The sequence below is a fragment of the Streptomyces sp. SAS_270 genome (assembly GCF_052543295.1).
This window is the reverse complement of record NZ_JBMNDS010000038.1, coordinates 1-26,834: the sequence shown is the minus strand read 5'-3', so window position 1 is coordinate 26,834 and position 26,834 is coordinate 1. Positions and strand designations below refer to the sequence as shown.

20 protein-coding genes are annotated in these 26,834 nt (G+C 69.4%); 5 read left to right on the top strand and 15 right to left on the bottom strand.

From position 1 onward, the window contains the following. Nucleotides 1–11: 11 nt before the first annotated feature. On the bottom strand, nt 12–1,178 hold the full coding sequence (locus ACN6LB_RS24165) for a GTP-binding protein (protein WP_445027747.1): 1,167 nt from the start codon (nt 1,176–1,178) through the stop codon (nt 12–14). Between the two features lie 64 nt (nt 1,179–1,242). Next, on the bottom strand, nt 1,243–2,226 hold the full coding sequence (locus ACN6LB_RS24160; protein WP_445027746.1) for a lysylphosphatidylglycerol synthase transmembrane domain-containing protein: 984 nt from the start codon (nt 2,224–2,226) through the stop codon (nt 1,243–1,245). Between the two features lie 183 nt (nt 2,227–2,409). Between ACN6LB_RS24160 and ACN6LB_RS24155 the strand changes: the two genes are divergently transcribed. The 3 genes from ACN6LB_RS24155 to ACN6LB_RS24145 all read left to right on the top strand — a co-directional run bounded on the left by ACN6LB_RS24155 (nt 2,410) and on the right by ACN6LB_RS24145 (nt 8,123). Next, the gene (locus ACN6LB_RS24155) at nt 2,410–4,290 is read left to right on the top strand and encodes an ABC transporter ATP-binding protein (protein ID WP_445027783.1); all 1,881 of its coding nucleotides are present in this window, start codon (nt 2,410–2,412) and stop codon (nt 4,288–4,290) included. A 262-nt stretch (nt 4,291–4,552) separates the two neighbouring features. Beyond that, a complete protein-coding gene (locus ACN6LB_RS24150; RefSeq protein ID WP_445027745.1) occupies nt 4,553–6,754 on the top strand; it encodes a transglycosylase domain-containing protein in 2,202 nt (733 codons plus the stop codon). A 73-nt stretch (nt 6,755–6,827) separates the two neighbouring features. Then, a complete protein-coding gene (locus tag ACN6LB_RS24145; RefSeq protein WP_445027744.1) occupies nt 6,828–8,123 on the top strand; it encodes a hypothetical protein in 1,296 nt (431 codons plus the stop codon). Nucleotides 8,124–8,141: 18 nt separating this feature from the next. Here ACN6LB_RS24145 and ACN6LB_RS24140 read toward each other — a convergent pair whose 3' ends face one another. The 6 genes from ACN6LB_RS24140 to ACN6LB_RS24115 all read right to left on the bottom strand — a co-directional run bounded on the left by ACN6LB_RS24140 (nt 8,142) and on the right by ACN6LB_RS24115 (nt 16,287). Further along, nucleotides 8,142–9,002, bottom strand: coding sequence for an RNA polymerase sigma-70 factor (locus ACN6LB_RS24140; protein WP_445027743.1), 861 nt, complete (start codon nt 9,000–9,002; stop codon nt 8,142–8,144). After that, complete coding sequence (locus tag ACN6LB_RS24135; RefSeq protein WP_445027742.1) at nt 8,999–9,577, bottom strand: carboxymuconolactone decarboxylase family protein; 579 nt, start codon at nt 9,575–9,577, stop codon at nt 8,999–9,001. The genes ACN6LB_RS24140 and ACN6LB_RS24135 overlap by 4 nt, the downstream gene beginning before the upstream one ends. 191 nt (nt 9,578–9,768) lie before the next feature. Next, nucleotides 9,769–12,525, bottom strand: a complete 2,757-nt coding sequence (locus ACN6LB_RS24130) for an alkaline phosphatase family protein (protein ID WP_445027741.1) — start codon at nt 12,523–12,525, stop codon at nt 9,769–9,771. Between the two features lie 4 nt (nt 12,526–12,529). Continuing rightward, nucleotides 12,530–13,891, bottom strand: coding sequence for an ABC transporter permease (locus ACN6LB_RS24125; protein ID WP_445027740.1), 1,362 nt, complete (start codon nt 13,889–13,891; stop codon nt 12,530–12,532). Continuing rightward, nucleotides 13,888–14,829, bottom strand: a complete 942-nt coding sequence (locus tag ACN6LB_RS24120) for an ABC transporter ATP-binding protein (RefSeq protein ID WP_445027739.1) — start codon at nt 14,827–14,829, stop codon at nt 13,888–13,890. The genes ACN6LB_RS24125 and ACN6LB_RS24120 overlap by 4 nt, the downstream gene beginning before the upstream one ends. 201 nt (nt 14,830–15,030) lie before the next feature. After that, nucleotides 15,031–16,287 (bottom strand): MalY/PatB family protein, encoded by a 1,257-nt coding sequence (locus ACN6LB_RS24115; RefSeq protein WP_445027738.1) that lies wholly within the window; start codon nt 16,285–16,287, stop codon nt 15,031–15,033. Nucleotides 16,288–16,450: 163 nt separating this feature from the next. Between ACN6LB_RS24115 and ACN6LB_RS24110 the strand changes: the two genes are divergently transcribed. Then, complete coding sequence (locus tag ACN6LB_RS24110) at nt 16,451–17,548, top strand: NmrA family NAD(P)-binding protein (protein ID WP_445027737.1); 1,098 nt, start codon at nt 16,451–16,453, stop codon at nt 17,546–17,548. 109 nt (nt 17,549–17,657) lie between these two features. Here ACN6LB_RS24110 and ACN6LB_RS24105 read toward each other — a convergent pair whose 3' ends face one another. Together ACN6LB_RS24105 and ACN6LB_RS24100 are read right to left on the bottom strand one after the other, a co-directional pair. After that, nucleotides 17,658–18,305: a TetR/AcrR family transcriptional regulator gene (locus ACN6LB_RS24105; RefSeq protein WP_445027736.1), complete on the bottom strand. Its 648-nt coding sequence runs from the start codon at nt 18,303–18,305 to the stop codon at nt 17,658–17,660. Nucleotides 18,306–18,469: 164 nt separating this feature from the next. Further along, complete coding sequence (locus ACN6LB_RS24100) at nt 18,470–19,321, bottom strand: NmrA family NAD(P)-binding protein (RefSeq protein ID WP_445027735.1); 852 nt, start codon at nt 19,319–19,321, stop codon at nt 18,470–18,472. 63 nt (nt 19,322–19,384) lie between these two features. Between ACN6LB_RS24100 and ACN6LB_RS24095 the strand changes: the two genes are divergently transcribed. Then, entirely contained in the window at nt 19,385–19,723 is a 339-nt protein-coding gene (locus ACN6LB_RS24095; RefSeq protein WP_445027734.1) for a winged helix-turn-helix transcriptional regulator, read from the top strand. Nucleotides 19,724–19,737: 14 nt separating this feature from the next. Here ACN6LB_RS24095 and ACN6LB_RS24090 read toward each other — a convergent pair whose 3' ends face one another. From ACN6LB_RS24090 to ACN6LB_RS24070, 5 genes are all read right to left on the bottom strand, one after another. After that, nucleotides 19,738–20,496: an SDR family oxidoreductase gene (locus ACN6LB_RS24090; protein ID WP_445027733.1), complete on the bottom strand. Its 759-nt coding sequence runs from the start codon at nt 20,494–20,496 to the stop codon at nt 19,738–19,740. Further along, nucleotides 20,493–21,272 (bottom strand): enoyl-CoA hydratase/isomerase family protein, encoded by a 780-nt coding sequence (locus tag ACN6LB_RS24085; RefSeq protein ID WP_445027732.1) that lies wholly within the window; start codon nt 21,270–21,272, stop codon nt 20,493–20,495. Before ACN6LB_RS24085 ends, ACN6LB_RS24090 begins: the two co-directional genes overlap by 4 nt. 5 nt (nt 21,273–21,277) lie before the next feature. Continuing rightward, nucleotides 21,278–22,924: an AMP-binding protein gene (locus tag ACN6LB_RS24080; protein WP_445027731.1), complete on the bottom strand. Its 1,647-nt coding sequence runs from the start codon at nt 22,922–22,924 to the stop codon at nt 21,278–21,280. After that, nucleotides 22,921–24,672 (bottom strand): CocE/NonD family hydrolase, encoded by a 1,752-nt coding sequence (locus ACN6LB_RS24075; RefSeq protein WP_445027730.1) that lies wholly within the window; start codon nt 24,670–24,672, stop codon nt 22,921–22,923. The genes ACN6LB_RS24080 and ACN6LB_RS24075 overlap by 4 nt, the downstream gene beginning before the upstream one ends. A gap of 102 nt (nt 24,673–24,774) precedes the next feature. Then, nucleotides 24,775–26,748 (bottom strand): glycoside hydrolase family 97 catalytic domain-containing protein, encoded by a 1,974-nt coding sequence (locus tag ACN6LB_RS24070; protein WP_445027729.1) that lies wholly within the window; start codon nt 26,746–26,748, stop codon nt 24,775–24,777. Nucleotides 26,749–26,834 lie beyond the last annotated feature (86 nt).

The window sequence follows — 26,834 nt, the reverse complement described above, 5'->3', positions numbered from 1 at the left end:
GTACGCCGAGGTTACTCCGCGGTAGCGCAGCTGTCGGCGGAATGCACCGCCCACTCGGGGAAGGGGTCGTCGTACGCCGTCCCCGACGACCGTTCGGCCTCGGTCAGCAGGCATTGCGACAGCGCGAGCCGCAGCGACTGGCGCCGCAGGTCCGTGCCGATGAACACGAGTTCCTGCCCCCGCACCGGATCGTCGCCGTGGGCCGCGACGGGTTCGAAGCGGGCGACGGAGCCCGCCTGCGACCACAGTCCGGTGGTGTCCGGGCGGCTGGCGAGAGTGAAGAAGCCCTTGGAGCGCAGTACTTGGCCGTAGGCGCCGTCGCCGAGCGGGCCGGTCAGCAACTGCCAGAGGCGGCCGGGGTGGAAGGGGCGTGGATCGCGCAGGACGAGGGATGAGATGCCGTACTCCTCGGTCTCCGGGACGTGGTCGCCGTTGAGCTCCGCCACCCAGCCCGGTGCCTGCTCGGCCCGGTCGAGGTCGAACAGCCCGGTGCCGAGGAGGCGGGCCGGGTCGATCGCGCCGCGGACCGTGCGGTGCACGCGCGCGGACGGGTTGAGGCGGCGCAGGGTCGCCTCCAGGCGGGTGGCCGCCTCGTCGGTGACCAGGTCCGTCTTGTTGAGGAGGAGGACGTCCGCGAACTCGATCTGGTCCACCAGCAGATCGCTGACGGTGCGCTCGTCCCCTTCGACCGGGGTGATTCCGCGGTCGAGCAGGTCGTCGCCGCGGTCCAGTTCCGGCAGGAAGTTCACCGCGTCGACGACCGTGACCATGGTGTCGAGGCGGGCGAGGTCCGCGAGGCTCGCCCCGTCGTCGCGCGCGAACGCGAAGGTCGCCGCGACCGGCATGGGTTCCGAGATGCCGCTGGACTCGATGAGCAGATAGTCGAACCGCCCCTCGCGCGCGAGGCGTTCGACCTCCTCGAGCAGGTCGTCGCGCAGCGTGCAGCAGATGCAGCCGTTGGTCAGCTCCACGAGCCGCTCCTCGGTGCGGGAGAGGGCGCCGCCGTCCCGTATCAGCGAGGCGTCGATGTTGATCTCGCTCATGTCGTTCACGATGACCGCGACCCGCAGGCCCTGGCGGTTGCCGAGGATGTGATGCAGCAGGGTGGTCTTGCCGGCGCCGAGGAAGCCGGACAGGACGGTCACAGGGAGACGGCTGTCGCCGGGGGTGGTGAGCACGCCCGGCACGCTAGCCTAATGGAAATGATTTTCACAAGCTGGAAGGCTGTGAGCTTACGGCCGCTCAGATCACCTTCAGACGGACCAGCGCGCCCAGCGTCAACGCCCCCGGCAGCAGCGGCAGCCACACCGTGATGATCCGGTACGCCAGCACCACGGCCGTGGCCACGGCCACCGGGCCGCCCGCCGCGACCAGCGCCACGACGAGCGCGGCCTCCACCGAGCCGAGGCCGCCCGGCGTCGGCACCAGGGCCACGGCCACCGTCGCCGCGAGATATGCGAGCGCCATGTGCAGTGGCGGCACCGGCAGGTCCAGCGCCTGCCCCACCGCGGTCAGTCCGGCCGCCTGGAGCACCGGGAAGGCCAGCGATCCGCCCCACAGGGCGAGCGCACGGGCGGGCCGGGCGTGCACCGAGCGGGCCTCGCGCAGTGCGGTGCGCAGGAAGGCCGCCACCGCCGTCCGCAACCGTCCGACGCAGAGCAGCGTGAGCGCCGCGACGCACAGCACCCCGGCACCTGCGAGCAGCAGCGGGCCGGCCGCCCCGACCGGGATCAGCGATCCCAGGTGCAGCGCGCCCGGGAAGGCGACCAGCAGGACCAGCAGCAGACCCAGCCGGGTCACCGACTCCGCGAGCAGATAGAGCGCGAGCGCCGCCGACGAACGGGCGAGCGGCACCCCGCACACCGTCATGAAGCGCAGGTTGACCGCGCCCGCCCCGAGGCCAGTCGGCAGCAGATGGTTGGCCGCGCCCGCCGCGAACTGCGTGGCCAGCAGCCGCCGTGCGGGCAGCCGCTCGACGACCGCGCCCTGCCGGGTGAAGGCCGCCGCGACCCAGGTGAGGCAGGTCGCGGCGGCGGCGGCCAGGAGCCAGGGCCACTCGGCCGTCGCCAGCTGGCCGAAGCCCTCCGCGAGGACGGAGCGGTGGCGCACCGCGACCACCAGGACGAGCAGAAGCGGAAGCAGGCACAGGACCTGCCGGACCGGAAGGCGTCTGGGGAGTCCCTGGGGAAGTTCGGGGAGTCCTTCGGGGAGGCGTACCGCAGTCACATCGGGAGAGGTTTTCCACACCGCACCAACGTGGGGTTGCGGGCACGGGGACGGCGGCTGACACGCCGGGCAAAGGCAGGTCGCCGGATGCGCGGCGGCTGCCGGAACCCCTGTGTGTGCGGGTTTCTGCCGGCTTTCGTTGACCTCAACGAAGCTTGAGGTCTTAACGTCTCTCCCATGAGCATGGAGACCACCGCCTGGACCCAGCTGCACAGCGTCATGAACGCGCAGCAGGAACGCCGCCCCTTCGACCCCGCGACGCTGCGCCGCATCGCCGCCTTCGCCCGCCCGCACCGCCGCCGTATCGGACAGTTCGTGCTGCTCAGCGTGGTGACCGCGCTTCTCGCCGTCGCGACGCCGGTGCTCGCGGGGCACGTCGTCGACACGATCGTGTCCCACGGCGACGAGGGCACCGTCATCCGCTTTGCCGTGCTCATCGCCGTGATCGCGCTCGCCGAGGCGGCGTTCGGGATCCTCAGCCGATGGCTGTCGTCGACGCTGGGCGAAGGACTCATCCTGGATCTTCGGACGGCTGTGTTCGATCATGTGCAGCGCATGCCGGTCGCGTTTTTCACACGTACCCGTACGGGCGCGCTCGTCAGTCGTCTCAACAATGACGTCATCGGAGCCCAGCGCGCCTTCAGCAACACCCTGTCGGGAGTGGTCAGCAATGTGGTGACGCTGCTGCTCACGCTGGCCGTGATGCTCACCCTGTCCTGGCAGATCACCCTGCTCGCGCTCGTCCTGCTGCCGGTGTTCGTGATCCCCGCCCGGCGGATGGGCAGCCGGATGGCGAAGCTCCAGCGCGAGGCGGCGGACCTCAACGCCTCGATGGGCACCCGGATGACCGAGCGGTTCTCCGCGCCCGGCGCCACGCTGGTCAAGCTGTTCGGGCGGCCCGAGCAGGAGTCGGTCGAGTTCGCGGCGCGCGCCCGGCGGGTGCGGGACATCGGCGTACGGACGGCGATGGCGCAGTCGGCGTTCATCACGGCGCTGACGCTGGTGTCGGCTCTGGCGCTCGCGCTCGTCTACGGTCTCGGCGGCTGGTTCGCGCTGCGCGGCACCCTGGAGCCCGGCGCGGTCGTCTCCCTGGCGCTGCTGCTGACCCGCCTGTACGCGCCGCTCACCTCGCTCGCCGGGGCTCGCGTGGAGGTCATGAGTGCCCTCGTCAGCTTCGAGCGCGTCTTCGAGGTGCTCGACCTCAAGCCGCTCATCGATGAGAAGCCGGACGCGCGCAAGGTGCCGGAAGGTCCGGCGGCCGTGGAGTTCGACGACGTCCGCTTCGCCTACCCCTCCGCAGACAAGGTCTCCCTCGCCTCGCTGGAGGAGGTCGCCGCCCTCGACACCCGCGGCGGCGCCGAGGTCCTGCACGGGGTCTCCTTCCGCGCCGAACCCGGCCAGACCGTCGCGCTCGTCGGCTCCTCCGGCGCGGGCAAGTCGACCATCGCCCAGCTGCTGCCCCGGCTGTACGACACCGACGAGGGCACCGTCCGCATCGGCGGGGTCGACGTGCGTGACCTGAGCGCCGACTCGATGCGCGAGACCCTCGGCATGGTCACCCAGGACGGGCACCTGTTCCACGACTCGGTGCGGGAGAACCTGCTGCTGGCCCGGCCGGCGGCGACCGAGGACGAGCTGTGGGACGTGCTGCGCCGGGCCCGGTTGGAGGACCTCGTCCACTCCCTGCCCGACGGCCTCGACACCGTGGTCGGCGAACGCGGCTACCGGCTCTCCGGCGGCGAGCGCCAGCGCATGACCATCGCCCGCCTGCTGCTGGCCCGCCAGCGCGTCGTCATCCTCGACGAGGCCACCGCCCACCTGGACAACACCTCGGAGGCGGCCGTCCAGGAGGCGCTCGCCGAGGCGTTGGAGGGCCGGACCGCCGTGGTGATCGCACACCGCTTGTCGACCGTGCGGGCGGCGGATGCGATCCTCGTCGTGGAGGCAGGGCAGATCGTGGAACGGGGCACGCACGAGGAGCTGCTCGCCGCCGGCGGACGCTACGCGGAGCTGTACCGTACCCAGTTCGAGAAGCACCCTGCGGAGGCGGCGCAAAGGATCTGATCGCTCGTGATTGGTTCCCGATCGGAATCTTCACAGTGACCACTGATAATTTACGAAGGGCGCGATGTACCAATAGCTCGGGTGGGGGGAACGCCCGATCAAGAGGTCAGGGGGGCTCGCGGTCGCTTGTGCGGCCGCTGCGTCAATCCGCGCTGGTCAGGTGTAAGTGCGGAGGGAGACGCGGCCGTGACGTGGGCATGCCAATCAAGGGGGGCGTTCAGCCTCACCCGTCCCATAGGTGACGCACGTTCGGATGTGCGGCATGGCTGAGCCGGAGGCAGGACCCGGCTCGCGCCGTCGCCGCGCGGCCCCGAAGCAGCCCTGGCACCGCCGTCTGCGCGGCCTCGGCCGCGGCGCCGCGAGCACGGAGGCGGGCGCTGCTTCGCCCCGGCAGGGCGACCGGGCGGCCGGATCGCGGCGCGGGCCGCGCCGCAAGACCGAGCTGCCGCCCGCCCTGGGCCGGATAGTTGAGCGGCTCGCGCCGCTCACCGAGCAACTCGTCACCCTCGCCCGGCGGGCCGCGCCCTTCGCCCGCCGCCTCCGGCCTCAGTACCCACGCCCGGGCCGCACCGGCTGGCGGCGCTGGGTCCCCTCCTGGCGCCAGTGGCTCGGCGCCTGGGTCGCCTCGCTGGGCCTGGTCGGCTGCCTGTTGACCCTCGCGTACGCCATGACGGATATCCCGGACAACCTGAACACGTACGCCACCCAGCAGGACAACGTGTACTTCTACGCCGACGGGACACCCATGGCCCGCACCGGCTGGGTGCGGCGCCAGGCGATGCCGCTGAAGGACATACCCAAGGACGTGCGCTACGCGGTCCTGGCGGCGGAGAACGAGAGCTTCTACTCCGACCCCGGCATCTCCGTGAAGGGCCTCACGCGGGCCCTGTGGCGCACCGTGGGCGAGGGCGACACGCAGGGCGGCTCCACCATCACCCAGCAGTACGTCAAGAACGTCTACCTCAACCAGAACCGCTCGGTGAGCCGCAAGTTCACCGAGGCCATGATCGCCATCAAGCTCGACGAGCACATGAGCAAGGACCGCATCCTGGAGGGCTACCTCAACACGAGCTGGTTCGGACGCGGCACCTACGGCATCCAACGGGCCGCGCAGGCCTACTACGGCAAGGACGTCAGCAAGCTCAACGTCAGCGAGGCCGCCTTCCTCGCCTCCCTGCTGAAGGGCGCGGGCCTTTACGACCCCACCCTCAGCCAGGCCAACCACGCGCGGGCCGTGGAGCGCTGGAAGTGGATCCTCGACCGCATGGTCAAGACCGGCAAGCTGTCGGCCACCGAGCGCGCCAAGTACACGCAGTTCCCCGAGCCGGTCAAGCAGTCGCAGACCAACGACACCGGCCACCAGAGCGACTACCTGGTGGAACTCGCCGCCACCTACGCCAAGAAGGCCGGAAACATCTCGGACCAGCAGTTCGACCTGGGCGGCTACCAGATCTACACCACCTTCGACAAACGACGGGAGGAGGCGCTCACCGACGCCGTGACCAAGGCCCGCGCGAAGGCGCAGAAGGACGACAAGACCAAGGCCAAGTCCGCGCACTACGGCGGCGCCTCGGTGGCCTCCGACGGCCGCATACTCGCCGTCTACGGCGGACCGGACCACCGTAAGCAGGGCTTCAACGAGTCCAACGCCGCCACCGTCCCGGCCGGCACGGCGTTCCTCCCGCTCGTCTACGCCGCCGGCCTGGAATTCGGCGCCCACAAGGAGCGCGGCGGCGCGGCGACCACCGTCACCCCGCAGTCCCTCTACAACGGGGACGACGGCGTCCCGGTCACCACGCCGGAGGGGCCCTACTGGGACCGCAGCGGCAAGAAGGTCGCCGCCCACAACGACGGCGGCAAGTCCTGGGGCACCATCAGCCTCGGCAAGGCGCTCGCGGAGTCCGTGAACACCCCGTTCATGCAGCTCGGCATGGACGCCGGCCTGGACAAGGTGCGCAGGACCGCCGAGGCCGCGGGCCTGCTGCCGTCCAGCATCGGGCCGCAGGTGCCCGCCCTGTCCATGGGCAGCTCGACGCCCAGCGCGATACGGATGGCCAGCTCCTACGCCACCTTCGCCGCCGCGGGCACGCACACCGAGCCGTACTCCGTGCGCCGCGTCACCCGCAACGGCTCCGCCGTCGCCCTGGACACCCCCAAACCCCGCCGCGCCATGCGCGCCGAGGTGGCCACCCAGGTCACCGAGGCGCTCACGGACTCCTTCCGGACGCAGCACCCCACCGACGCGAGCGCGTCCGCGAAGGTGGCCGGGAAGGGCGGCACCACCCCGAAGGACACCGCCGGCTGGTACGTCGGTACGCACCGCTCCGTGTCCACCGCGGTCGTCGTCTACCGGATGGATCTGACCAAGAGCCTGGAACCGCTGCCGCTGAAGGGGATGGCCGGAACGCCCGCCACGACCGTCCCCTACGACATCTGGTCGAAGGCCATGAGTCCGCTCCGCTGACGCCACCGACCGGGACCCGGTGCTCCGCGCCCCTTGACTCCTCGCACTCCCCTCCTCGCAGAATGTGCCTCCCATGACATCGAAAGCCGGTCGCCGACGCCGCCGCCGCGCCCCTTTGACGACTGCCCGCCTGACCGCCCGCCCGGGGATCCTGACCATGGCGGTCCTCCTCGTCGTCGCCTCCCTCGCGGCCGCCTATCTGGCGCTGGGCGGCACCGACGACACGTCCTCGACCGCGTCGGCCGGCGGCAAGCGCTCCGGCGACGCAAGCGCCGGGACGAAGAACGAGCCGGCCTGGGACGGCAAGACGAAGGTGATCGGCGACGGCTCCACGTCGTACACCGGACCCCCGAAGGGGCAGCTGAAGCCGGTGCGGCTCAAGCCGGGGGAGAAGCCGCCCCAGTTCGTCGTCTTCTCCTGGGACGGCGCGCTGGAGGGCGACGACCATCTCTTCTCCCACTACCGGGAGTTGGCGAAGAAGTACGACGCGCACATGACGTTCTTCCTCACCGGCATCTACCTGCTGCCGAAGGACAAGAAGACGCTGTACGAGGGGCCGCAGCACAAGCCGGGCGACGCGGCGATCAGCTACGCCACCGACGAGCACATACGCACCACCCTGGAGCAGCTCGGCAAGGCGTGGAAGGACGGCAACGAGATCGGCTCCCACTTCAACGGTCACTTCTGCGGCGCCAAGGGCGGCGGTGACTGGAGCACCGAGGAGTGGAAGAGCGAGATCAGCCAGTTCTACTCGTTCGTGCAGAACTGGAAGACCAACACCGGCGACAAGGACCTGCCGCCGCTGCCGTTCGACGCGAAGCGGGAGATCGTCGGCGGCCGTGCGCCCTGCCTGGAAGGGCAGAAGACCCTGCTCCCCGCGATCAAGAAGCTCGGCTGGCGCTACGACGCCAGCTCCACGGGCGACTTCCAGATTTGGCCCACCAAGAAGAATGGCATCTGGGACTTCCCGCTGGAGCTGCTCCCCTACGAGGGCGGCAAGTACCAGGGACTGTCCATGGACTTCAACTTCCTCTACAACCAGTCCAACGGCGAGACCGAGGGCGACGCCTCCCAGTACCCCACGTGGCAGCAGGAGACCACCGCCTCCTACCTCGCCGGCTTCAACCGGGTGTACTACGGCAGCCGGGCACCGCTGTTCATCGGCAACCACTTCGAGGACTGGAACGGCGGCATCTACATGAAGGCCATCGACGACGTCATCAAGACGGTGTGCGTCAAGAAGGAGGTCCGTTGCGTCTCCTTCCGTGAACTGGCCGACTGGCTGGACGCGCAGACACCGCAGGTACGGGAGCGACTGCGCAGTCTCGACCCCGCGCAGTCGCCCGACTGGTCGACGGTGGTGAAGTAGCCTCCGGGCGGAACGTACCTATCGAGCGAACTCGGTCGGTTCGTCCAGTCGTGTCAGCTTCCGTGGATTGGCCGTCGCGTAGATCCGGGTGACCCGCCCGTTCTCCACCACAAGGCTCACCGCGGCCTGCCGGCCGTCGCGCTCGATCCGCCCCGCAGGCGCGCCGTTGAGCCACAGGGCCGTCGTCTCGAACGCGGCCCGGTCGGCGCGCGCGAGCAACGCCGCCACCAGCTCGGCCCCGTGGACCGGGGTCGGAGCGGCGGCCGCGAGCCCGCCGCCGTCGGCGACCAGGACCACATCCGGCGCCAGGACCTCCATCAACTCCAGCAACTGCCCGTTGCGCAGCGCTAGCAGGAACCGTTCCACCACGGCCTGCTGCTCCGACCGGCTCACCCGCACCCGCGGCTGCCGGGCCGCGACATGCTCGCGGGCACGCCGCGCGATCTGCCGCACGGCGGCCGCGGACTTGCCGACGGCCTCGGCGATCTCGTCGTACGGCACCTCGAAGACCTCGCGGAGCACGAACACCGCCCGCTCCGTCGGTGCGAGCGTTTCCAGGACGGTCAGCATCGCGATCGAGACACTCTCCGCGAGTTCCACGTCCTCGGCGACATCAGGGCTGGTCAGCAGGGGTTCCGGCAGCCATTCGCCCACGTAGTCCTCGCGGCTGCGCGACAACGTCCGCAGACGGTTGAGCGCTTGCCGGGTGACCACCCGGACCAGGTACGCCCGTGGATCACGCACCTGCGCACGGTCGACGTCGGCCCACCGCAGCCAGGACTCCTGCAGTACGTCCTCCGCGTCGGCCGCCGACCCGAGCATCTCGTAGGCGACCGTGAACAGCAGGCTGCGATGGGTGACGAACGGATCGTCACTCATGCCGTCGCCGCTGTGCCAAAAGCCTGCGGGCGCGGGGCCAGCGGAATCGCGCAGGCATCGGAGAAGCCCTGTGACGTGATCCCGTGCGCGGTGTTGCACCTGGCCGCGAAGTTGGCGAAACCGATGAACACGGTGAGCTCGACCAGCGCCGCCGGGCCGAGCCGGTCGAGCAGGCCCGCGTACAGCTCGTCGGTCACGGTCGGCGGCGTGTTCGTCATGGCCTCGGCGTACGCCAGCACGTCCCGCTCCAGCGGCGTGAACACCTCCGACTCCTTCCAGCGCGGCACCTGGCTCGCCTTGGCGAGGTCCAGGTTGTGGTTCTGGGCGAGAAAGTAGTTGATGTCCAGGCACCAGCTGCAGCCGATCTGCGCGGCGACGGCCATGTGCGCGAACGTCTTGAGGCTCGCGTCGGCCGCATCCCAGGTGGCCACTCCGTTCGAGAACTCCCGGCTGGCCGCGGCGACCTTGGGGTTGTGCGCCAGCACCTCCTCGGGTTCGGGCACGGTACCCAGCATCTTGATCATGTTTTCCCTGAGCTCGGAAGGGAGCTCGGCCTTCGGGACGCGGAGCGCCATGGTGTTCTCCTCGAAAGTCTGCCTGTGCCGGCCTGTTCGGCTCGTTCGGCATGAAGACACCAGCGGGCCCGCGGATGTGACACCGGTACCGGGGATGAGCGGGAGGGCGCTTGCAGAGCCCCTGCCCGGTGAAGGTCACCGGGCAGGGGCTCTGGGGTGGGGGCGGTCACGCCACCTCGGCTGTCACAGGGTCAGCCGTCGTTCTCCGAGGACGGGAGGAACGCGCCCGGCACGTCCTTGGGCGCGTAGATCTTCTTCTCGCCCGGGTACGGCGTTTTCCACCCGTGCGTCTCGTACCACGTGAAGTGGTTCATCTGCGCCGGGTTGGCGAAGTCGGGCTTGGCATTCGGGCCGGTCAGGTGCTGCTTGGACTTCCAGCTGTCCCATTCGCCCGCGAGCTGTCGCCGGTCCGCGGGGACGGTGGTCGACGGTACGGCCGCCGCCTTCGGGTTCTGCGGTGCGGGGGTGTCCAGGCCACAGGACGGCGGGGTCTTGAGGCCGTCGGTCAGCGGTGTCCTGTTGGGCAGCGCGGTGAACGGCGTGGGGTCCGCCTTCTTGGTGAAGGCCGCCGTCATCGGGGTGGCCGCGCTGTCCTTCTGGTTCATCGGGTGAACCCCGAGGATCTGCTCGATGGTGCGGATCATCGTGATCTGCGTGTAGTAGTGGCTGTCGACCGTGCCGTGCCTGGCCCAGGGGCTGATGATCTGGATCGGCGCACGGTGGCCGTCGACGTGGTCGAGCCCCGCCTGGGAGTCGTCCTCCACCACGAAGACGGCGGAGTCCTTCCAGTACTTGCTGTGCGAGATGGTGTCGATGATCCGGCCTGTCGCCAGGTCGTTGTCCGCGACCTGGGCGGGCGAGTTGGCCGGACCGCCCGTGTGATCGCTGGAGAGCCAGAACATGTTGAGGCCCGCCGGACCGTGCTGCTCGAAGTCCCGCTTCCAGATCTCGGTCCGGTAGATGTCCGGGACGCTCGTGTCGAACTTCGCGAAGCCGGGCACCGACACGGAGTTGAGCGACGGGATCGGCGAGGACGACACCAGGTTGAAGGCGGTGTCCTGCCCGCTGGAGCGCATGTTCTTGGCGTCGCAGTAGAGGTTCTGCCAGCTGGCGTCGGCCGGCTTGGTCAGGAACTGCTGGAACTCACCGAAGTCGCGCACCGACTTGCCGGCCGCCTGCGCGCCGGTCCACAGGAACCCGGTCCGCTGGTGGCCCAGCGCGTCGTCCTCGGTGTCGTAACTGCGCGCGTACTCGCCGGCCGAGGACTCGGTGTACTCCGGGTTGTCGGCCTGCATCAGCCAGTTGTGGCCCTCGGCGGAGTTCGTGCCGATGTCGTACGTGTTGTCGTACAGCCCGAACTGGTTCGCCAACGCGTGCTGGTTCGGCGTCACGTTCTCGCCGAACTCGGCGAGCGTCGGGTCGCCGTTGCCCTTCTCGACGTCGCCGAAGACCTGGTCGTAGGTCCTGTTCTCCTTGACGATCAGAAAGACGTGCTTGATCGTCGACGGGTCGCCGAGCCGTGCGGGCACGGGCACCGGCTTTGCGTGGTTGTGGCTTTTGGCTGTCTCGACGGCGCCACGGGTCCAGCCGTTCTGCTGGAAGACCTTGGACGTCCGGGACTTGATGACCTGGTCACTGGGCAGGGTGAAGTGGGTCAGGCTCGACGTCGTGTCGTGGGTGCCGTGACCGGCCTTGGTGGTCGCCCGACGGGCGTCGATGCCACGGGTGTTGGAGACGACGACCTCGTTGCCCGCGGTGGCGATCTCCGCGGGGAAGTAGTCGGTCGGCAGCAGGCCGACGTAACCGACCGGCTCCTGCGGGCTGGTGTACCGGTAGACGGCGACCGCGTTGGCGCGGCCGAGGGTGACCAGCAGATGTCCGTCCTGCGTGAGCGTCACGGCGTCGGGCTCGTAGCCGACCGATGCCTCGGGCCACGGCTTGGTGGAGATCGTCTGGACGACTTCGTCCTTGTGGGTGTCGATGACCGAGACGTCGTTGGTGGCGGTGTTCGTGACGAACACGGCGCCGTTCTTCGCGTACAGGGCGGTCGGGTGCAGTCCTACGGAGACGCTCGCGACGTCCGCGGACGCATCGGCCGTGTCGATGACGCTGACCGTGCCCGTCGTGGTGGCCGCGGTCGCCGGGTCGGCCGGCACCTGCGTGTTGTACGAGTTGATGGTGGTGTCGCCAGGCAGCGCGGTGCGGCCGCCCTCGTTGCTCACGTAGAGCTTGGAGCCGACTGCGACCATGTCGCGCGGGGCGTTGCCCACAGCCCAGCTCTGCTTGATCGCGCCGGTTGCCGCGTCGAGCGCGACCACCCGGTTCTGCCCGTTGACCGCGGCGTACACGGTGGAGCCGTCGGGCGAGAACACCGGTTCGCCCACCAGCGCGTGCTTGGGTCCGTCCGCGGGGATCCTGACGGCCACCGGGTTCGCGACACTGCCGTCGGCGTTCACCGTGAACCGGGTGTAGCCGTCGGTCTGGCCGAGCCACAGCTGCGTGCCGTCCGGCGAGTACGTCGGGCCTTCCTGCCCCACGTCGTTGCCGCTGATGCGCAGATCGGCGGCGGCGTTGTTGCCGATGCGCTGCTGCACCTTCCAGGTCTTCAGGTCGACGACGGCCATCGCGAGACCGCCGTCGGTGAGGGAGGCGGCGAGGTGGCTGCCGTCCGGACTCACCGACGACGACATGATCTTGCCGTTGTCGATGGTGAGCCGGTCACCGTACGGCGCTATGTACTGGTCGCTCGACACCACCTGGCCGTGCCGGGTGACCTGGCCCACCTGGTCGTAGCCGAACTGCCGGGTCGAGGCGAAGGCCGTGCCGGCGAGCGCGAGGGCCAGTGCGGTGATGCCCGCCGTGGTCAGAGGTCTCCGTCGGCCGAGGCGTCGCGCGAGGGCGCCGAAGCGGGCTTCCTCGACGCGCCTTCGGCGGCGTGTTACCTGCATGGAGTCATCCCTTCGAGGTGGCGGAGAGCAGCTCGACGTTGCCGTCGAACTGCCAAAGCGGGTTCGGCACGTCCCCGTTGGGGGTGCGCACCAGGAAGTAGCCGTTCACTTCCTTCGGCCCGTCGCCGTCGGCGACGTACCGCCCGTCTGCGGTGACGTCGAGCTGGTAGACGGCCTGGCCGATGGCCTCGACGTCGGGGAGGTGCCAGGACACGACACAGCGCCAGTCGTTGCCGGAACCCTCGGCGTCGTCGGCCACGCCGGCCTTGGTGCACGCCGCCGTGGCCTTCAGCTGCGCCTCGGTGACCGCCGGTCGGTGGAGTTGGCCGGTCTGGGTGCGGTAGAGATGGGCGAAGGCCGTGGCGACCGACCGCTGCACCTTGTCCTGGGTGATGCCGGAGCCTGTGGCCGGGCTCGCCATGGTGAGGACCGCGACGGTCACGACGCCGAGCCCCAGGAGCGGCAGTGCTCCGACGAGCAGCGCGCGCCGCCCCATGGCGTCATCGGCCGGGTTGGTGAAGTCACGTCGTACGAAGAGGAGATAGGCGAGCGCCGTCGCAGCGACGGCCCAGACCAGACTGACGACGATGCCGGTGAGCAGCGGGCCCAGCTGGGTGGGGCTGGTGAACAGGCCGTTCCAGGAGATGAAGGCATAGCCGGGCAGCGCGAGGCGCACGACGACCGGCAGCGGCAGCATCTGCCCGAGCTGCATGGCGAGCGCGACGAGCGCGGGCAGGAGCAGACCCATGGGGGAGCGGCCGAGCGCCACGGATCCGAGCAGCCCGATGGCGGACAGGGCCAGCGTCGGGGCGAGGGCGCAGACCCAGGCGAGCAGCACTTTCGCGGCGGCGTCGGACGGCGCCAGCGTGTGGCCGTCGAGCCCGACCAGAGGATGATTGCCGACCGCGATCAGTCCGCCGACGGTGCTGGAGACGACCAGCCCGGCCACCAGGACCAGGATCACGCCGAGACTGGCCAGCGCCTTCGCCGCGAAGATCCGCCGCGGCGAGCGCACCGCCACCAGCAGATGACGCCAGGTGCCGAGGCGGTCCTCGGCGGCGAACACATCACCGGCGACGACCGAGGTGGCCAGGGGCAGCGCCCACGATCCGCCGAACCCGAGCGTCACCAGTGGCCCGGCCCATCCGGTGGCGTGCATCCAGCGTCCGAAGAGCGTGTCGGTGGGCAAAGTGCTCTGTTGTCCCACAGCGATCACGAAGACGGCGGGAGCAATCCAGCAGATCAGGACCAGCAGGCGGATCCGCCACTGCGAGACCAGCTTGACCAGCTCGAAGCGGAGGCTGCGGGCCACCGGGACGCGCCGGGCGGCGGCCGCGGTGGGGGTGCCGGTGAGTGTCGCGGTCATCGGCCGGCCTCCTGCTGCTCTGTCAGGGCGAGGAACGCCGCCTCCAGCGGCGATACCACCGGGGCGAGTTCGCGCAGCGCGATGCCCGCGCGCACCAGCCGCGTCACCAGTTCGTCGAGGGCGGGCACGAGGGCGCGTACGACGAGTACCTCCGGGTCGTGCCGCGGTCCGAGGCCCTCGACGAGGTGTATCCCGTCTGCCGCGGTGGCGAGGAGGTGTGCCGCATCGGGGTCCGATGTCCGCAGCCGGTAGTCGAGTTCGCTGTTCTCGGCGGCCAGTTTGCTCAGCGGTCCGGAGAAGACGACCCGGCCGGTGGCGAGGATGGTGACCTCTGAGCACAGTGCCTCGACGTCGTCCATGCGGTGGCTGGACAGCACGACAGCGGTACCGTTCGCGGCGAGCCGGGTGAGGACCCGGTGCACGTGCCGGGTGCCCGCCGGGTCGAGGCCGTTGGAGGGCTCGTCGAGGACCAGCAGTCTGGGCTCGGTGAGCAGCGCCGCGGCGAGCCCGAGGCGCTGCCGCATGCCGAGGGAGAAGCCGCGCGCCCGGTCCTCGGCGACATCCGTGAGCCCGACCTGGTCCAGTACGTCGTCGATCCGCGAGGTTCCCGCGTCACGGCCCTGCAGTGCGGCGAGGGCCGCGAGGTTCTGCCGGGCGGTGAGCGAGGGGTACAGACCGGGCCCGTCGACGAACCCGGCGACCCCTTCGGGGGCGGAGAGCGCCCGGCGGACCGGCGACCCCAGGATTTCCAGGCTGCCGCTGTCGGCGGCCGCCAGGCCGAGCAGCAGGCCGAGCAGCGTCGTCTTGCCGGCGCCGTTCGGTCCGATGAGGCCGTGGATCTGTCCTTCCGCGACGTCGAGGTCGACGCCGTCGAGGGCGACAACGTTGCCGAAACTCTTCGTCGTCCCGCGGCTTTTGATGGCGAGCGGTCTGTCCATGAGCCCCTTCTTTCGGAACCCCATGGACCATAGGGACCCCACAAGTCCCGTGCAGGGCACACGGATTGAACGCACAGGGAACGGAAAGCATCTGGCGGGCTGCGCCTTGTCGGTCAGCATGCACGGCCCGCGCGGCGGTTTCTTCAACGACGAGGGCGTGGTTCCCTGATGAACCCGGACGGACGGGGGTTACTGGTCCGGTCAGCGCGTGTGGAGAGCGGCGGCGTGTCCCATGCGGGTGACGGCCTCGGTGAGGACGGACCGGGAGGTGGCGAAGTTCAGGCGGACGTGTCCTGCTCCTCCCGTGCCGAAGATGTGCCCTGAGGACACTGCGACCCGGGCCTGTTCGAGGAACAGTTTCGCGGGGCCGGCCAGGTCGGTGACGACCGCGAGGTCGGTGCTGCCTTCTTCCGACGCGAGGCCGAGGGAGCGGCAGTCGAGCCAGGCCAGATAGGTTCCCTCCGGTCTGGCGTATCCGATCCCGGGCAGGTGCTCGGCGACGAGCTCGCCGAGCAGGTTCCGGTTCGCGTCGAGTCCTGCCAGCAACGCGTCGAGCCACTTGTCGCCGTGGTGGTAGGCCGCCGTGTGGGCGACGACGCCCAGGAAGCTGGCGCCGTGGTGGACCTCCTCGGGCATCCGGCGCAGATCGCCGGCCGCCTCGGGGCCCGCGAGGGCGAGCGCGGCCTTGATCCCGGCGAGGTTCCAGCCTTTGGTCGCCGACATGAGCGAGAAGGCGTCCTCGGATCCGGGCACGCTCAGGTAGGGCGTGAATTCTGCGCCCGGCAGGACGAGCGGAGCGTGGATCTCGTCGGCGACGACGCGGACTCCGTACCGGCGGGCCGACTCCGCGACGGCGGCCAGCTCTTCGAAGGTGTGAACCGTGCCGGTGGGGTTGTGCGGGTTGCTGAGGAGACAGGCGATCTTGCCCTTGCCGCTCTCCTCCCGGAGACGCCGGAACGTCTCCTCGATGCCCGCCGGGTCGATCCGCAGGTCATCCCCGAGCGGCGCCTCGACGATCCGGCGGTCGTCATGGGTGAGGAAGGCGTAGAAGGGCGCGTAGACGGGGGAGTTGACGACGACCGGGTCGCCGGGATCGGTGATCAGTCGCAGCACCTGGACCGCGCCCATCATCACGTCCGGGATCACGGCTGCGCGGTCGATCGCCACCCCTTCCCAGTTCCAGCGCCGCGAGGCGAAACCCGCGAGCGACTCGGCGAATTCGGTGCCCGCGGGGTAGCCGGTGTCGCCCATGTCGATGGCCTCGCGCAGCGCGTCGGCCACCGGGGGCGCGAGTGGTACGTCCATCTCCGCCACCCAAAGGGGCAGGACGTCCGCCGGGTGCGTGCGCCATTTCATGCTCCTGCGCCGACGGAGCTGGTCGAGCGAGAGGGCCTCAAGGGGGTTCGCGGTGTCTCCGGTCCCGGAGGCCCTGGAGCCGCGCGCATCAGCGGCAGTCATCTTCAGCATTGGACAGCCGTCTTGATCGCGACGCAAGCCCCGAGGGGTACCGACGCCACTTCGAGAAGCTCCTGAAGATCCGGACGCCTGGGCGCTTGCCGCCTGGAAACCGATCGGTGTACCGTAGTGGAAACCGATCGGTTTCTGATTTGGGGTCAAAAACATGACTGCTCATGCCACCTCCACCATCTTCGTCATCGGCGGCACAGGGGCCCAGGGGATGCCTGTTGTACGTGCTCTCGTCGCCGACAAGAAGTACTCCGTCAAGGTCCTCACGCGGGATGCCGGCTCCCCACGGGCCCAGGCTCTTCTCGCGCTCGGCAACGTCTCCATCCTCGAAGGGTCATTCGCTGACGAGGACGTTCTGCGTGAAGGGTTTCGCGGCTGCGACGGGGCGTTCATCAACATCGACGGGTTCAACACCGGCGAGAAGACGGAGACCTACTGGGCCATCCGCAGTTATGAGCTGGCGATCGAAGAAGGAATCAAGTTCTTCGTCTACGGAAACCTCGACTACGCCCTCAAGAAATCAGGCTACGACTCCAGGTTCCGCACCGGCCACTATGACGGGAAAGGCCGCATGGCCGAATGGGTACTGTTCCAGAACGAAGGGAACAGGGACCGGATGGGAGCAGCGGTCTTCACCTCGGGGCCCTACATCGAGATGGCGATCTCGCCGCTCACACCTATGACGCCCACCATCGAGGACGGCGTCGTGACGTGGCGAGTCCCGCTCGGTGAGGGAGCCGTACCGCACGTGGCTCTGGAGGATTGCGGATTCTATGTCCGTTGGCTCTTCGACCACCCGGAGCGGGCGAATGGCATGGACCTCGAAGTCGCCATCGAGCACATGACCTATGCCGACATGGCCGCAGCGTTCGAGAAGGTCACGGGGCACCCGGCGCAGTACATCGACACTGATCTGGAAGCATATTGGAACAGTCCGGACCTGACAGGGATCGCCGATCAACCTGCCGGCTACAACGCCGACCCCAACGACAAGAGCAGCATGAGTTTCCGTGACAATTTCACCGGCTTCTGGAATGTGTGGAAGCACGGGATCATCACCAGGGACTACGCTCTCCTCGACGAAATCCACCCCAACAGGATCCGAAGTGCCGAGGAGTGGTTCCGTCGAGAGGACCAGTTGGGCAGGGAACTCGGCAAGGGAAGTCTCTGGGAGAGGGTCCAGCCGGAGAACTGGAGCATGGACTCGGCGATCCTCAAGAGCAGCGCGGACTTCAGGACGGGGAAGTTGTAAACGACTCCGTCGTCGACACCGTCCGGGTTGGGGAAGGGCGGCCGAGTTCGCTGAGGCGCCAAGTCGTCCATGTCGGTGCCGAGACCTGGTTCCTGGGCGGGCGGACAGTTCAGGGAGAAGGTTCGGATGCGGCCTGCCCGGCACTGAGCCCGTCCAGCAGGAGGTCCCCGAGCTCGGAGAAGGCGTCGCCGGCGGTCAGGCCGGTGCTCTCCAGAAGGGCACCCGACTGGACGGCGTCGATGGTCACCGCCACGACCTGGGCGGCGAAGTGCCCGTTGAGCGCGCGGAAGACGCCGGCCCGCACGCCCTCCTCGATCAGTTCGTGGACCCGGTGCGCCGCGGCGGCGGAATTCTTGCGGTAGATCTGTGCGGTCGGTTCGTAGCCGACCATGTCGTCGTAGAAAGCGTGGGAATGCCGGCGCATGGCGGTGCCGACGCCGGCGAGGTAGACCCGGATGCGCTGCCTGGGGTCGGGCTCGGCCTGGACGGCCTGCTCGATCTCGGCGGTCGCATCCCGGAAGAAGGTGCGGGTGACCGCCAGCACCAGCTGTTCCTTGGTGGAGGCCAGGCTGTACAGCGTCGCCTTGGAGCATCCCAGTCGCTGGGCAAGCTCGTCCATGGTCACCGCGGTGAAGCCTTCGGCCAGGATGATCGCCTCGGCCTGGCGCAGCAGCTCGTCCCGCCGACGAGTGTCGACGACCCGCTTACGTGCCGTTCGGCGCGGGCGTCGGTCGCGCGAGTCAGTTTGGGCCGTCACCGCAGCAGTCTCCCATGAGCGTCTCCGCCCAGCGGCGGATGGTCGTCCTGGCCGGCCGGAAGGCCGGACCAGGACGAATGGGTACCAGGGTACCGCCGAAGGTACCGCGGAGGACGGCGTCGCCGACCCCCTCGATCGCGCCCGACCTGCGTCGCCGATCCGGGTCAGAGATCGACTCCGGCCAGCCACTGGCTCGGGGTCCGGGGTGTCACGCCAAGGAGCTTCTGGGCGGAGCGCTCGGCTGTGATCGAGTGGTCCGGCTGCGTGCTGACGGCTCGGTACATGTCTGCGATGGCGGCGGTGGCCTGCTCGCCCATCATGGGTGCGAGCGGCGCGAAGAAGGCGTGGGGGTCGGTCGCCTCGTAGGTCACGGTCCGCCCGAGCCGAGTGCTGTACGCCTCGGCCAGGTCCTCTCCGCTGATCGCCGGGTACTGGCCGACGGACACGACACCGGTGATGTCCGTGCGTTCGAGCAGCACGGTGGCGGCGTCGGCGATGTCCAGGTGTGAAGCCCACGAGGCGCGGAAGCCGCTGGGCAGCGAGTAGCGCAACACGTCCTCCTCGCGGACGCCCGCGATCACGTTCGGCAGGAGCAGGTTCTCCAGGTAGAACCGGGGCTCGATCACCGCGTGGGAGACGCCGCTGTCCGCCAGTCCGGCGGCAAGCACCGAGACGGCGCTCTCGGCGGAGTCGCGATCGGTGCTCACGAGGCCGCCGCTGGTGGAGAAGACCACGCGGGCAGGCCGGGCCTCACGGATGGCGGCCACGGTGTTGTGCGCGAAGGCCAGGCGGTCCTCCTCCGGGGCCACCGGCAGGTGGACGAACACTCCCTCCGCGCCACGGTAGGCGCGGGTCAGGTCCGCGGTGGAGGAGTAGTCGACGGCCAGCACGCGGGCGCCGTCCACGACAGTGTCCGCGTTGCGGGTGAGGGCGGTCACGGGCTTGCCCGCGGCGGCGAGGGCTGCGACGACGGGGGCGCCCTGGGCGCCGGTGGCGCCATGGATCATGTAGGTCATGGAGCCATTAGTGCATACGATGCACCGGTTACATCAACTGCACTAATGGGCTACGATCGAAAAATGTCTGCTGAATCCAGCCTCCCGGAGTGCGGCGTCGCCCGGTTCATCACGCTGCTCGACGGGCCGTGGGCCACCCTCATCGTGCGCGAACTCCTCCGGGGACCCCACCGCTTCACAGAGCTGCGCAACGCCCTGCCCGGCATCAGCCCGCACACTCTGACCAGCAGACTTCGCCAGTTCGAGAGGCACGGCATCGTCGTCCGAACCGCCTACGCGGAGATCCCTCCCCGGGTCGAGTACCAACTCACCCCGCTCGGCGAAGGACTGCGCCAGGTCCTCGACGCCATGGCCGACTGGGCCGGGGCGGTTCCGGACGGCGGGTCCACCGTCACCGCGTGACCGTCGAGGCGGCGTTACCGGATCGAGGATCCGATGGAGATGCCGCCGTCCACGTCCAGGACGACGCCGGTGATGTAACCGGCGGCCTCACTGGCGAGGAACGCCGCGGCTTCGGCGATGTCCTCGGGCCTGCCGGTGTGGCGCATGGGGATCTTGTTCGTGAGCTTGTCGCGTGCCGGGCCGTTCATGGAGGCGAGCATGGGGGTCTCGATGAGGCCGGGGGCGATGGCGTTGGCGGTGATGCCGTGGCGGGCGCCCTCAAGTGCCAGGGTGCGGGTCATGCCGACGATGCCGGCCTTGGCGGCCACGTAGTTGGTCTGGCCGAAGTTCCCGCGCCAGGACATGGAGGAGAAGCTGACGATGCGTCCGTAGCCCTGGCGTTTCATGGGGGCGAACGCGGCACGGGCGCAGTGGAAGCCCCCGGTGAGGCTGACGTCGATGACGGCGTGCCAGTCGTCGTCGGTGATGTCCTCGACGCGGTTGTCGCGGATGATGCCGGCGTTGTTGACCAGTACGTCGAGGCGGCCGAGACCGGCTGTGACGCCGTCGATCCAGGCATTGACCTGGGCCGAGTCGGTCACGTCCACCACATCGGTGCGGAGTTTCGCGTCGTGGGCGTCGGTGAGGGTCCCGGCTGCGTCGGTGAGGGCCTGTTCGTTGACGTCGGCCAGCGCGACGGTGGCGCCCTCCGCGGCGAACCGGGTCGCCATGGCGAGGCCGAGCCCTTGTGCGGCCCCTGTGATGGCAACGACGCGTCCCTGGTAGCGATTCACTTGTTGTCCGCCTTCGTGGTGGGGGGAGTCAGGAAGGCCCGCAGGGCGTCGGCCACCGAGCTCGCCGACCAGTTGTCGGCGAAGGTGGCCAGTTCCTCGCGCAGGGCCTGCTCGGGGGCGACGCCGTCGATCCGGTGCAGCAGCGTTTTGAGGTGTTGCTGCGCGGGGCTGTGCCGGTCGGCCAACTGCTCGCATATACGGGTGGCGGTGGCGTCGAGGTCGTCCTCTGGCACGATCGCGCGGATCCAGCCCGTGTTCTCGAAAGCGGGCGCGGGCAGCAGTTCGCCGGTCAGCAGGAGCCAGCGGGACAGGCCCCGTCCGACCGCGTCGGGCAGCCGGACGCTCGACCCGCCCGCCGGTACCAGGCGCCGGTTGAGGTGACCGTCGCCGATGAGCGTGGTGTCGGCTGCTACGACGACATCGCAGGCCAGCGCGAGTTCGAGGCCCCCGGCGACTGCGTGACCGTGCAGCACGGCGACCCAGGGTTTCGGGCTGGCCGCGATACGGCTGAAGCAGGCCGACACGTCGGCTAGGAAGTCGACCGGATTGTGGCCCGCGTCGTGCAGCTCCAGGAACTGGTGGAAGTCCCCGCCGGCACAGAAACTCGGTCCCCTGCCCGCCACCGCGATGACCGCAGTGTCGGGGTCGGCCTCGGCGCTGGTGATCTGTTTGTCCAGGGCTTCGACGAGGGTGACGTCGAGGGCGTTGCGCCGCTCGGGGCGGTTGAGCAACAGCCAACGGACGGGGCCGCGTTGCTCGACGAGTAGGGGTTCCAAGCCGGTCAAGGTGACTCCGGGGCGGTGGTGAGTTCGGTGCGTCGGCGTTTGCGCAGCAGGTAGCGCTGGGTCTTGCCGCTGGGCGTCTTGGGCAGGGCGTCGATGAAGTGGATGGTGCGTGGGTAGGCGTGGGCGGCGTAGCGCGTCTTGACCAACTGCTGGAGCTCGGTGGCCAGTTCGGGCGAGCCGTCGCCGCCGTCGCGGAGGACGACGTACGCCTCGATGACCTCGCCGCGGACGTCGTCGGGTGCGCCGATCACGCTGCACTCGGCGACAGCGGGATGCTGGGCGAGGACGCTCTCGATCTCGAACGGCCCGATCCGGTAGCCGGCCATGATGATGACGTCGTCGTCGCGGGAGGAGAAGAAGAAGTCGCCGTCGGCGTCGATGCGCCCGGCGTCGCCCGTGAGGTACCAGCGGCCGTCGAGGGTGAACTTGGCGTCGCTCTGCCCGGGGACCTGGTAGCTGCGGAAGGTCATGAGCCGGCTTGCCGCTACGTCGATCGCGACCCGGCCGAGCACGCCTGGTCCGGCGACCTCGTCCTTCTCGTCGGCCAGGACGGTGAGGCTCCAGCCGGGCACCGGCCGGCCCATCGATCCCGTCTTGAGCGGACGTGCGAGTTCGCTGTGGTGGTGGTTGGCCAGGGGCATGCCGAGTTCGGTCTGGCCGAAGTGATCGTGCACGGCCAGGCCGAGCGCGGCGCCGGCCCACTCGTTGACCTCGGGGGTCAAGGGCTCGCCCGCGCTGGACGCGCGCTCCAGCCGCAGGCCTTGTGGCACCGGCGCCGACGAGGAGCGCAGTCCCCGGTACACAGTGGGGGCGACGGTGAAGTCGGTGACCTGGTGGTCGACGAGGGTGCGCCAGGTCGTCTCGGCGGAGAACCCGCCGGACAACAGCAGGCTGGGGATGCCGGCGGCCATCGGGGCGACGATCGCGGCGTACAGCCCGTAGGCCCAGCCGGGGTCGGCGGCGCACCAGTAGCTGCTGTCCGGGGTGACGCCGAGGCCGTACTCGAGGTAGATCTGCCATCCGGCGATGTAGGAGACGGGATGGATGACCCCCTTGGGCTTGCCGGTGGTGCCGGAGGTGAACATGTGCACCAGCGGGCCGTCCCCGCTCGTGGTGACGGCGGGCACAGGCTTGGGCGATGCCGCCGTGACGAGGTCGGCCAGCGACGTGTCACCGGGCGAAGTGCCGGCTCCGGTGACGACGACGCGGCGCTGGGGGTCGTCCGGCATGTCCGGGCCCGGGTCGAGTTTGTGGCGCTGGTCGGGGTCGACGACCACCACGTGCGCACCCGCGCCGTCCAGACGCAGGGCGATGGCCTGGGGTGCGAACGCGGTGAACAGCGGGACGTAGACCGCGCCGAGCCGCCAGATCGCGAGGATGACGGTGACCAGGTCGGTGCTCTTGCCCATCAGGGTCGCCACCCTGTCACCGGGACCGACGCCGAGCCCTTGCAGGGCCCGCGCGTACCGGTGCGAGTCCGCGGCGAGTTCGCCGTACGACAGCGTGGAAGCCTTGCCGTCGCTGTCGACGACGGTGAACGCGACGCGGTCGGCGGGGTGCCGGTCGCACAGCAGCTCGGCCACATTGAGGGAAGGAGCCGTGAAGGTCGCGGTCAGTTCGGCGACCCGGTCGGCGGCGCTCACGACTGGTCCTTGCGGTCGATGACCGGCAGGACCAGACGGCTGGGGTGGTTCGGGCCGTGATGGATGTGGTTGACCGCGGGAATCATCTGCTCCTCGCCCTCGCGGGCGATGACGCCGCCGGTGTTGGTGTTGCGGTCGTAGCGCGGGAAGTTGCTGCTGGAGACGTCCACGCGGATGCGGTGACCGGGAAGGAACACGTTGGAGGTGCCCGTCATGTCGACGGTGACCTCGTAGACCTTGCCCGGCTCCATCAGTACTTCCGTGGCGAGGCCGCCCCGGTAGCGGGCGCGCAGGATCCCGTCGCACAGGTTGATCGCCTTGCCGTCGGGGAACACGTCGACGAGCTTGGCGGTGAAGTCGGTGTCCACCGCCGACGAGGAGACGAACAGGGTCAGGCTGACCGGACCGGTGACCTCGACGGCCTCGTCCAGTACAGGGGTGGCGAAACACAGGACGTCCTCGCGGGCGGCAACCGTCCGCTGGTCGACCGGGCCGCAGAATCCCGGTGTCGTCGGCATCGACGCCCCGCCGGCCGAGGGAACCGGGCGGCGCGGATCGTAGAGATAGGTCTCGTGCCCGGCGTCGGCAGGCGCCTCGATCGTCAACACGCCGTCACCGTCAGCGGTGTTGGCGTGACCGGTGCTCGTGAGATGGAAGTCGGTCCACCTGGTGTCGGGCAGCGGCCACTCCTGCTCGTCTCGCCACTGGTCGATGCCCATCACGAAGAGCTTCACCGGCGCCACGCCGTCCAGCGCGGTGGTGTCACCACGGAGCCAGCGGTCGTAGAACTTCACATGCAGGCCGGACAGGCCCATCAACCGGGCGCCGGCCGGCGGGCCGAAGGAGCGGTCGCGATAGACGCCGTCCGCGGCGGGGCCGTGGTCCCACGGACCGATGATCAGCCGCTGCCCCTCGCGCGCCTGGGCAGTGCCGGCCTTTTGGCGGGCGGTGGTGTAGGTGCGCAGGGTCTGCCCGATGTAGAGGTCGTACCAGCCGCCGATGTTCAGCGCCGGGACGGTGACGTTCTTGAGTTCGGGCGTGAGCTCCATGGCGTCCCAGTACCCGTCGTGGGACGGGTGGGCCATCCAGTCGTCCCACCACTTCCCGTACGCCGCCAACACCGGCACCTCCGCCGTCGGCAGCACCTCATTGAGACGCTCCGGGAACAGGGCCGCCGGACCGAGCTCCTGCAGCTGCGACAAGGTGTCCTCGCCGCGGGCCAGGGACCGCTGCGCGTCAGCCGCGTACATCATGGCGTTCCACACGGTGACCAGGCTCAGTGAGAGGGCACCGCCCGGTGAGTACCAGGGTGCCTCGTAGTTGTCGATCGAGGTGAGAGCCGGCGCGATCGCCTTGAGGCCCGCCGCGCCGGTCACGGCGGTCTCCCACTGGACCATCCCGAGGTAGGACGGTCCGTACATGCCCACCGTGCCATCGGACCAAGGCTGCTCGGTGATCCAGGCGACGGTGTCCTCGCCGTCGTTGCGGTCGGCCATGTGGGGCACGAACTCGCCTTCCGAGCGGTGGGTGCCCCGGCAGTCCTGCACCACCAGCGCGTAACCGGCCTCCAGCAGGGCCAGGAGGTCGGGCATGAGTGCATGGCCGACGCCCATCATGACGTCCTTGCCGTACGGCAGGCGCACGAGCAGCGTCGGTGCCTGCCCCTCGGCCGGCCGCCACACGTTGGCGGCGAGGGCCACGTCGTCACGCATCGGAACGCGGACATCTATGTCGTAAAGGTGCTGCATCGGTGCTCCTCGTCGAGCCGGCGGCGTCCTCCTGGAATGTGGGTACGTTAAGAGGTACGTTCGTACCCTGTCAATTACCGGACGGCGCGCCGGCGCGGGGCGTCAGCTCGGCTTGAGGATCACCGCCTGACCTCCCGCGCTGGTCATCGCCATGCTCAGAGTCGTCGAGGAGGTGACGGTGCGGGTGCTGACCACCGTGGGCGTGGCGTGCGGGGTGGTTCCCGGCGTGCCGTCCGCGTAGACGGTGGCGGTGTAGCTGACGCCGCTGTCGAGGAAGTCCAGCGGGACCGACAGGGTGCGGGCGGTCTCGTTGGTCATCGCCCCGAGGAACCAGGTGGTGCCGCTGCGGCGGGCGACCGCGATGTACTCGCCGATCGAACCGGTGAGGGTCGTGCTCTCGTCCCAGGTGGTGGGCACGGCGTCGAACCACGACAGCCCGGGCCAGTTGGCGGTGGTGGCGTACGACGACGGTGTGGAGTACCAGTAGAGGAAGTTGAGCGGCTGGTAGTACACCGCCGCCATCGCCATCTGGTGGTTGTTGGTCGTCTGGTCGCGGGACTGCCCGTAGCAGATGGTGTAGTCCATCGGGCCGCCGACGTTGCGAGCGAAGGGCAGCGTCACGTTGTGGGTGGCGGTGGGGAAGTTCTCGTTGCCCCGGACGCCCTCCAGGCTGATCCAGTTGGGGTAGGTGCGCTCGTAGCCGAAGGGCCGCACGTCGTCGTGCATGTCGATCAGCAGGTTGTACTTGGCGGCCGTCTTGGCCCAGGCGATGATCTGGTTGGTCATGGTCTGGGTGCCGTCGTTGATGAAGCCGAGCTTGACGCCGGCCACGCCCCAGCTCCTGTAGAGGGCGAACAGGGTGTCGGGGTCGGTCAGGGCCAGGCGGTTGACGTAGAGGAAGACGCCGATGCCGTTCGTCGTGGCGTGGTTGATCACCATGGGCAGGTCGATGTCCGCTATCGCCGCGGTCGCGTCGGTGGTGGTGAACTCCGGGCCGTACCACCCCGCGTCGTACTCGACGTAGTCCAGGCTGCGGGCGACGGCGAAGTCCACGCCGGCGATTCCCGCGGCGGTGGTCAGGTTGCAGCGGAACACCTTGCCCGGCCGGATCCACGTCGTGTCGGTCAGGGCGTCCGCCGGGGCCAGGTTGAGCACCAGTTCGGCGTTGTCGACCAGGTCGGTGTCGGAGGATCCGAGGACGAGGACCCGCCAGGGCGTGGTGAACGGCGTGGTGACGGTCGAGGTGGTCTGCACCGTGCCGCTGCCGCGCGCGGTCTTCTTCATCAGGTACGTCTTGAGGGTGTTGCTCTGCCCGGAGACCGAAGTGAGCATCGCTCGTGGGTAGTTCACGCGGGAGGACTCGCAGATGCAGGCTCGCATCCCGCCGGCCAGGGTGACCAGCAGAGGCATGTCGGTCAGGGGGCCGACATCCGTGCCGGAGGTGCCGGTGGAGGGGATCGCGTCCGGCGCGACGGGGGTGTACACGCTCTCGTCCCGGGCGCTGTGGACCAGGGTGCCGGCGGGGAGGACAAAGCTGGTCAGCTCGTCGGAGAGGGTGGCCTTGCCCGTGCCGAGCAGCGTGTGGCGGAGCGCGACTCCGGTGTCGTAGGCGCGTATCTGAATGCCGAAGGTGACGCCGCTGCCGCTGTCCTGAAGGTTCCAGCGCATCTCCTGGTAGTGGTCGCGGATCGTCGCGTTGCGCCCGTACACCGGGGTCCAGGTGCTGTCCTGGGTCCAGTGCTGATAGTTGGTCATCACGGTGTTCGCGGCGCCCAGGGTGGTGCCGTCGCTCATCACGAGTCCGAGCACCGAGGTGTCGACGACCGTCGTACCGGCGCGTCTGACCGACCAGGAGAGGGCTCCGCCGACCAGCGACACGGTGATCCTGTTGCTGCCGTCCGGTGAGGTGGCGGTCATGACGGCGTCCGCGGCGTGGGCCTCTCCCGTGCCGGCCAGGCCCAGTACGGCGGCCCCCGCCGTGACCGCCGCTGTCTTGAGGACCCCGCGCCGGGACAGCCCTCCCGGTCGAGCGGGGCCGGGCAGGCCGGGCTGCTCCTGACGTCCTGACGTTCCCATGGTCGGTTCACCTCTCTGTTGAGTTGCATGAAGACATCGACACGGGGAGCGCGTGGGCGTCCCGCACGGAACTGGCCCGTGCGGGA

Excerpts from the sequence above, each read along its gene's own strand:
- ACN6LB_RS24120 (WP_445027739.1), bottom strand. The coding sequence starts at position 14,829 with ATGGACAGACCGCTCGCCATCAAAAGCCGCGGGACGACGAAGAGTTTC.
- ACN6LB_RS24130 (WP_445027741.1), bottom strand. The coding sequence starts at position 12,525 with ATGCAGGTAACACGCCGCCGAAGGCGCGTCGAGGAAGCCCGCTTCGGC.
- ACN6LB_RS24145 (WP_445027744.1), top strand. The coding sequence starts at position 6,828 with ATGACATCGAAAGCCGGTCGCCGACGCCGCCGCCGCGCCCCTTTGACG.
- ACN6LB_RS24135 (WP_445027742.1), bottom strand. The coding sequence starts at position 9,577 with ATGGCGCTCCGCGTCCCGAAGGCCGAGCTCCCTTCCGAGCTCAGGGAA.
- ACN6LB_RS24115 (WP_445027738.1), bottom strand. The coding sequence starts at position 16,287 with ATGACTGCCGCTGATGCGCGCGGCTCCAGGGCCTCCGGGACCGGAGAC.
- ACN6LB_RS24150 (WP_445027745.1), top strand. The coding sequence starts at position 4,553 with ATGGCTGAGCCGGAGGCAGGACCCGGCTCGCGCCGTCGCCGCGCGGCC.
- ACN6LB_RS24095 (WP_445027734.1), top strand. The coding sequence starts at position 19,385 with ATGTCTGCTGAATCCAGCCTCCCGGAGTGCGGCGTCGCCCGGTTCATC.
- ACN6LB_RS24100 (WP_445027735.1), bottom strand. The coding sequence starts at position 19,321 with ATGACCTACATGATCCATGGCGCCACCGGCGCCCAGGGCGCCCCCGTC.
- ACN6LB_RS24140 (WP_445027743.1), bottom strand. The coding sequence starts at position 9,002 with ATGAGTGACGATCCGTTCGTCACCCATCGCAGCCTGCTGTTCACGGTC.
- ACN6LB_RS24110 (WP_445027737.1), top strand. The coding sequence starts at position 16,451 with ATGACTGCTCATGCCACCTCCACCATCTTCGTCATCGGCGGCACAGGG.
- ACN6LB_RS24155 (WP_445027783.1), top strand. The coding sequence starts at position 2,410 with ATGGAGACCACCGCCTGGACCCAGCTGCACAGCGTCATGAACGCGCAG.
- ACN6LB_RS24125 (WP_445027740.1), bottom strand. The coding sequence starts at position 13,891 with ATGACCGCGACACTCACCGGCACCCCCACCGCGGCCGCCGCCCGGCGC.
- ACN6LB_RS24075 (WP_445027730.1), bottom strand. The coding sequence starts at position 24,672 with ATGCAGCACCTTTACGACATAGATGTCCGCGTTCCGATGCGTGACGAC.
- ACN6LB_RS24070 (WP_445027729.1), bottom strand. The coding sequence starts at position 26,748 with ATGGGAACGTCAGGACGTCAGGAGCAGCCCGGCCTGCCCGGCCCCGCT.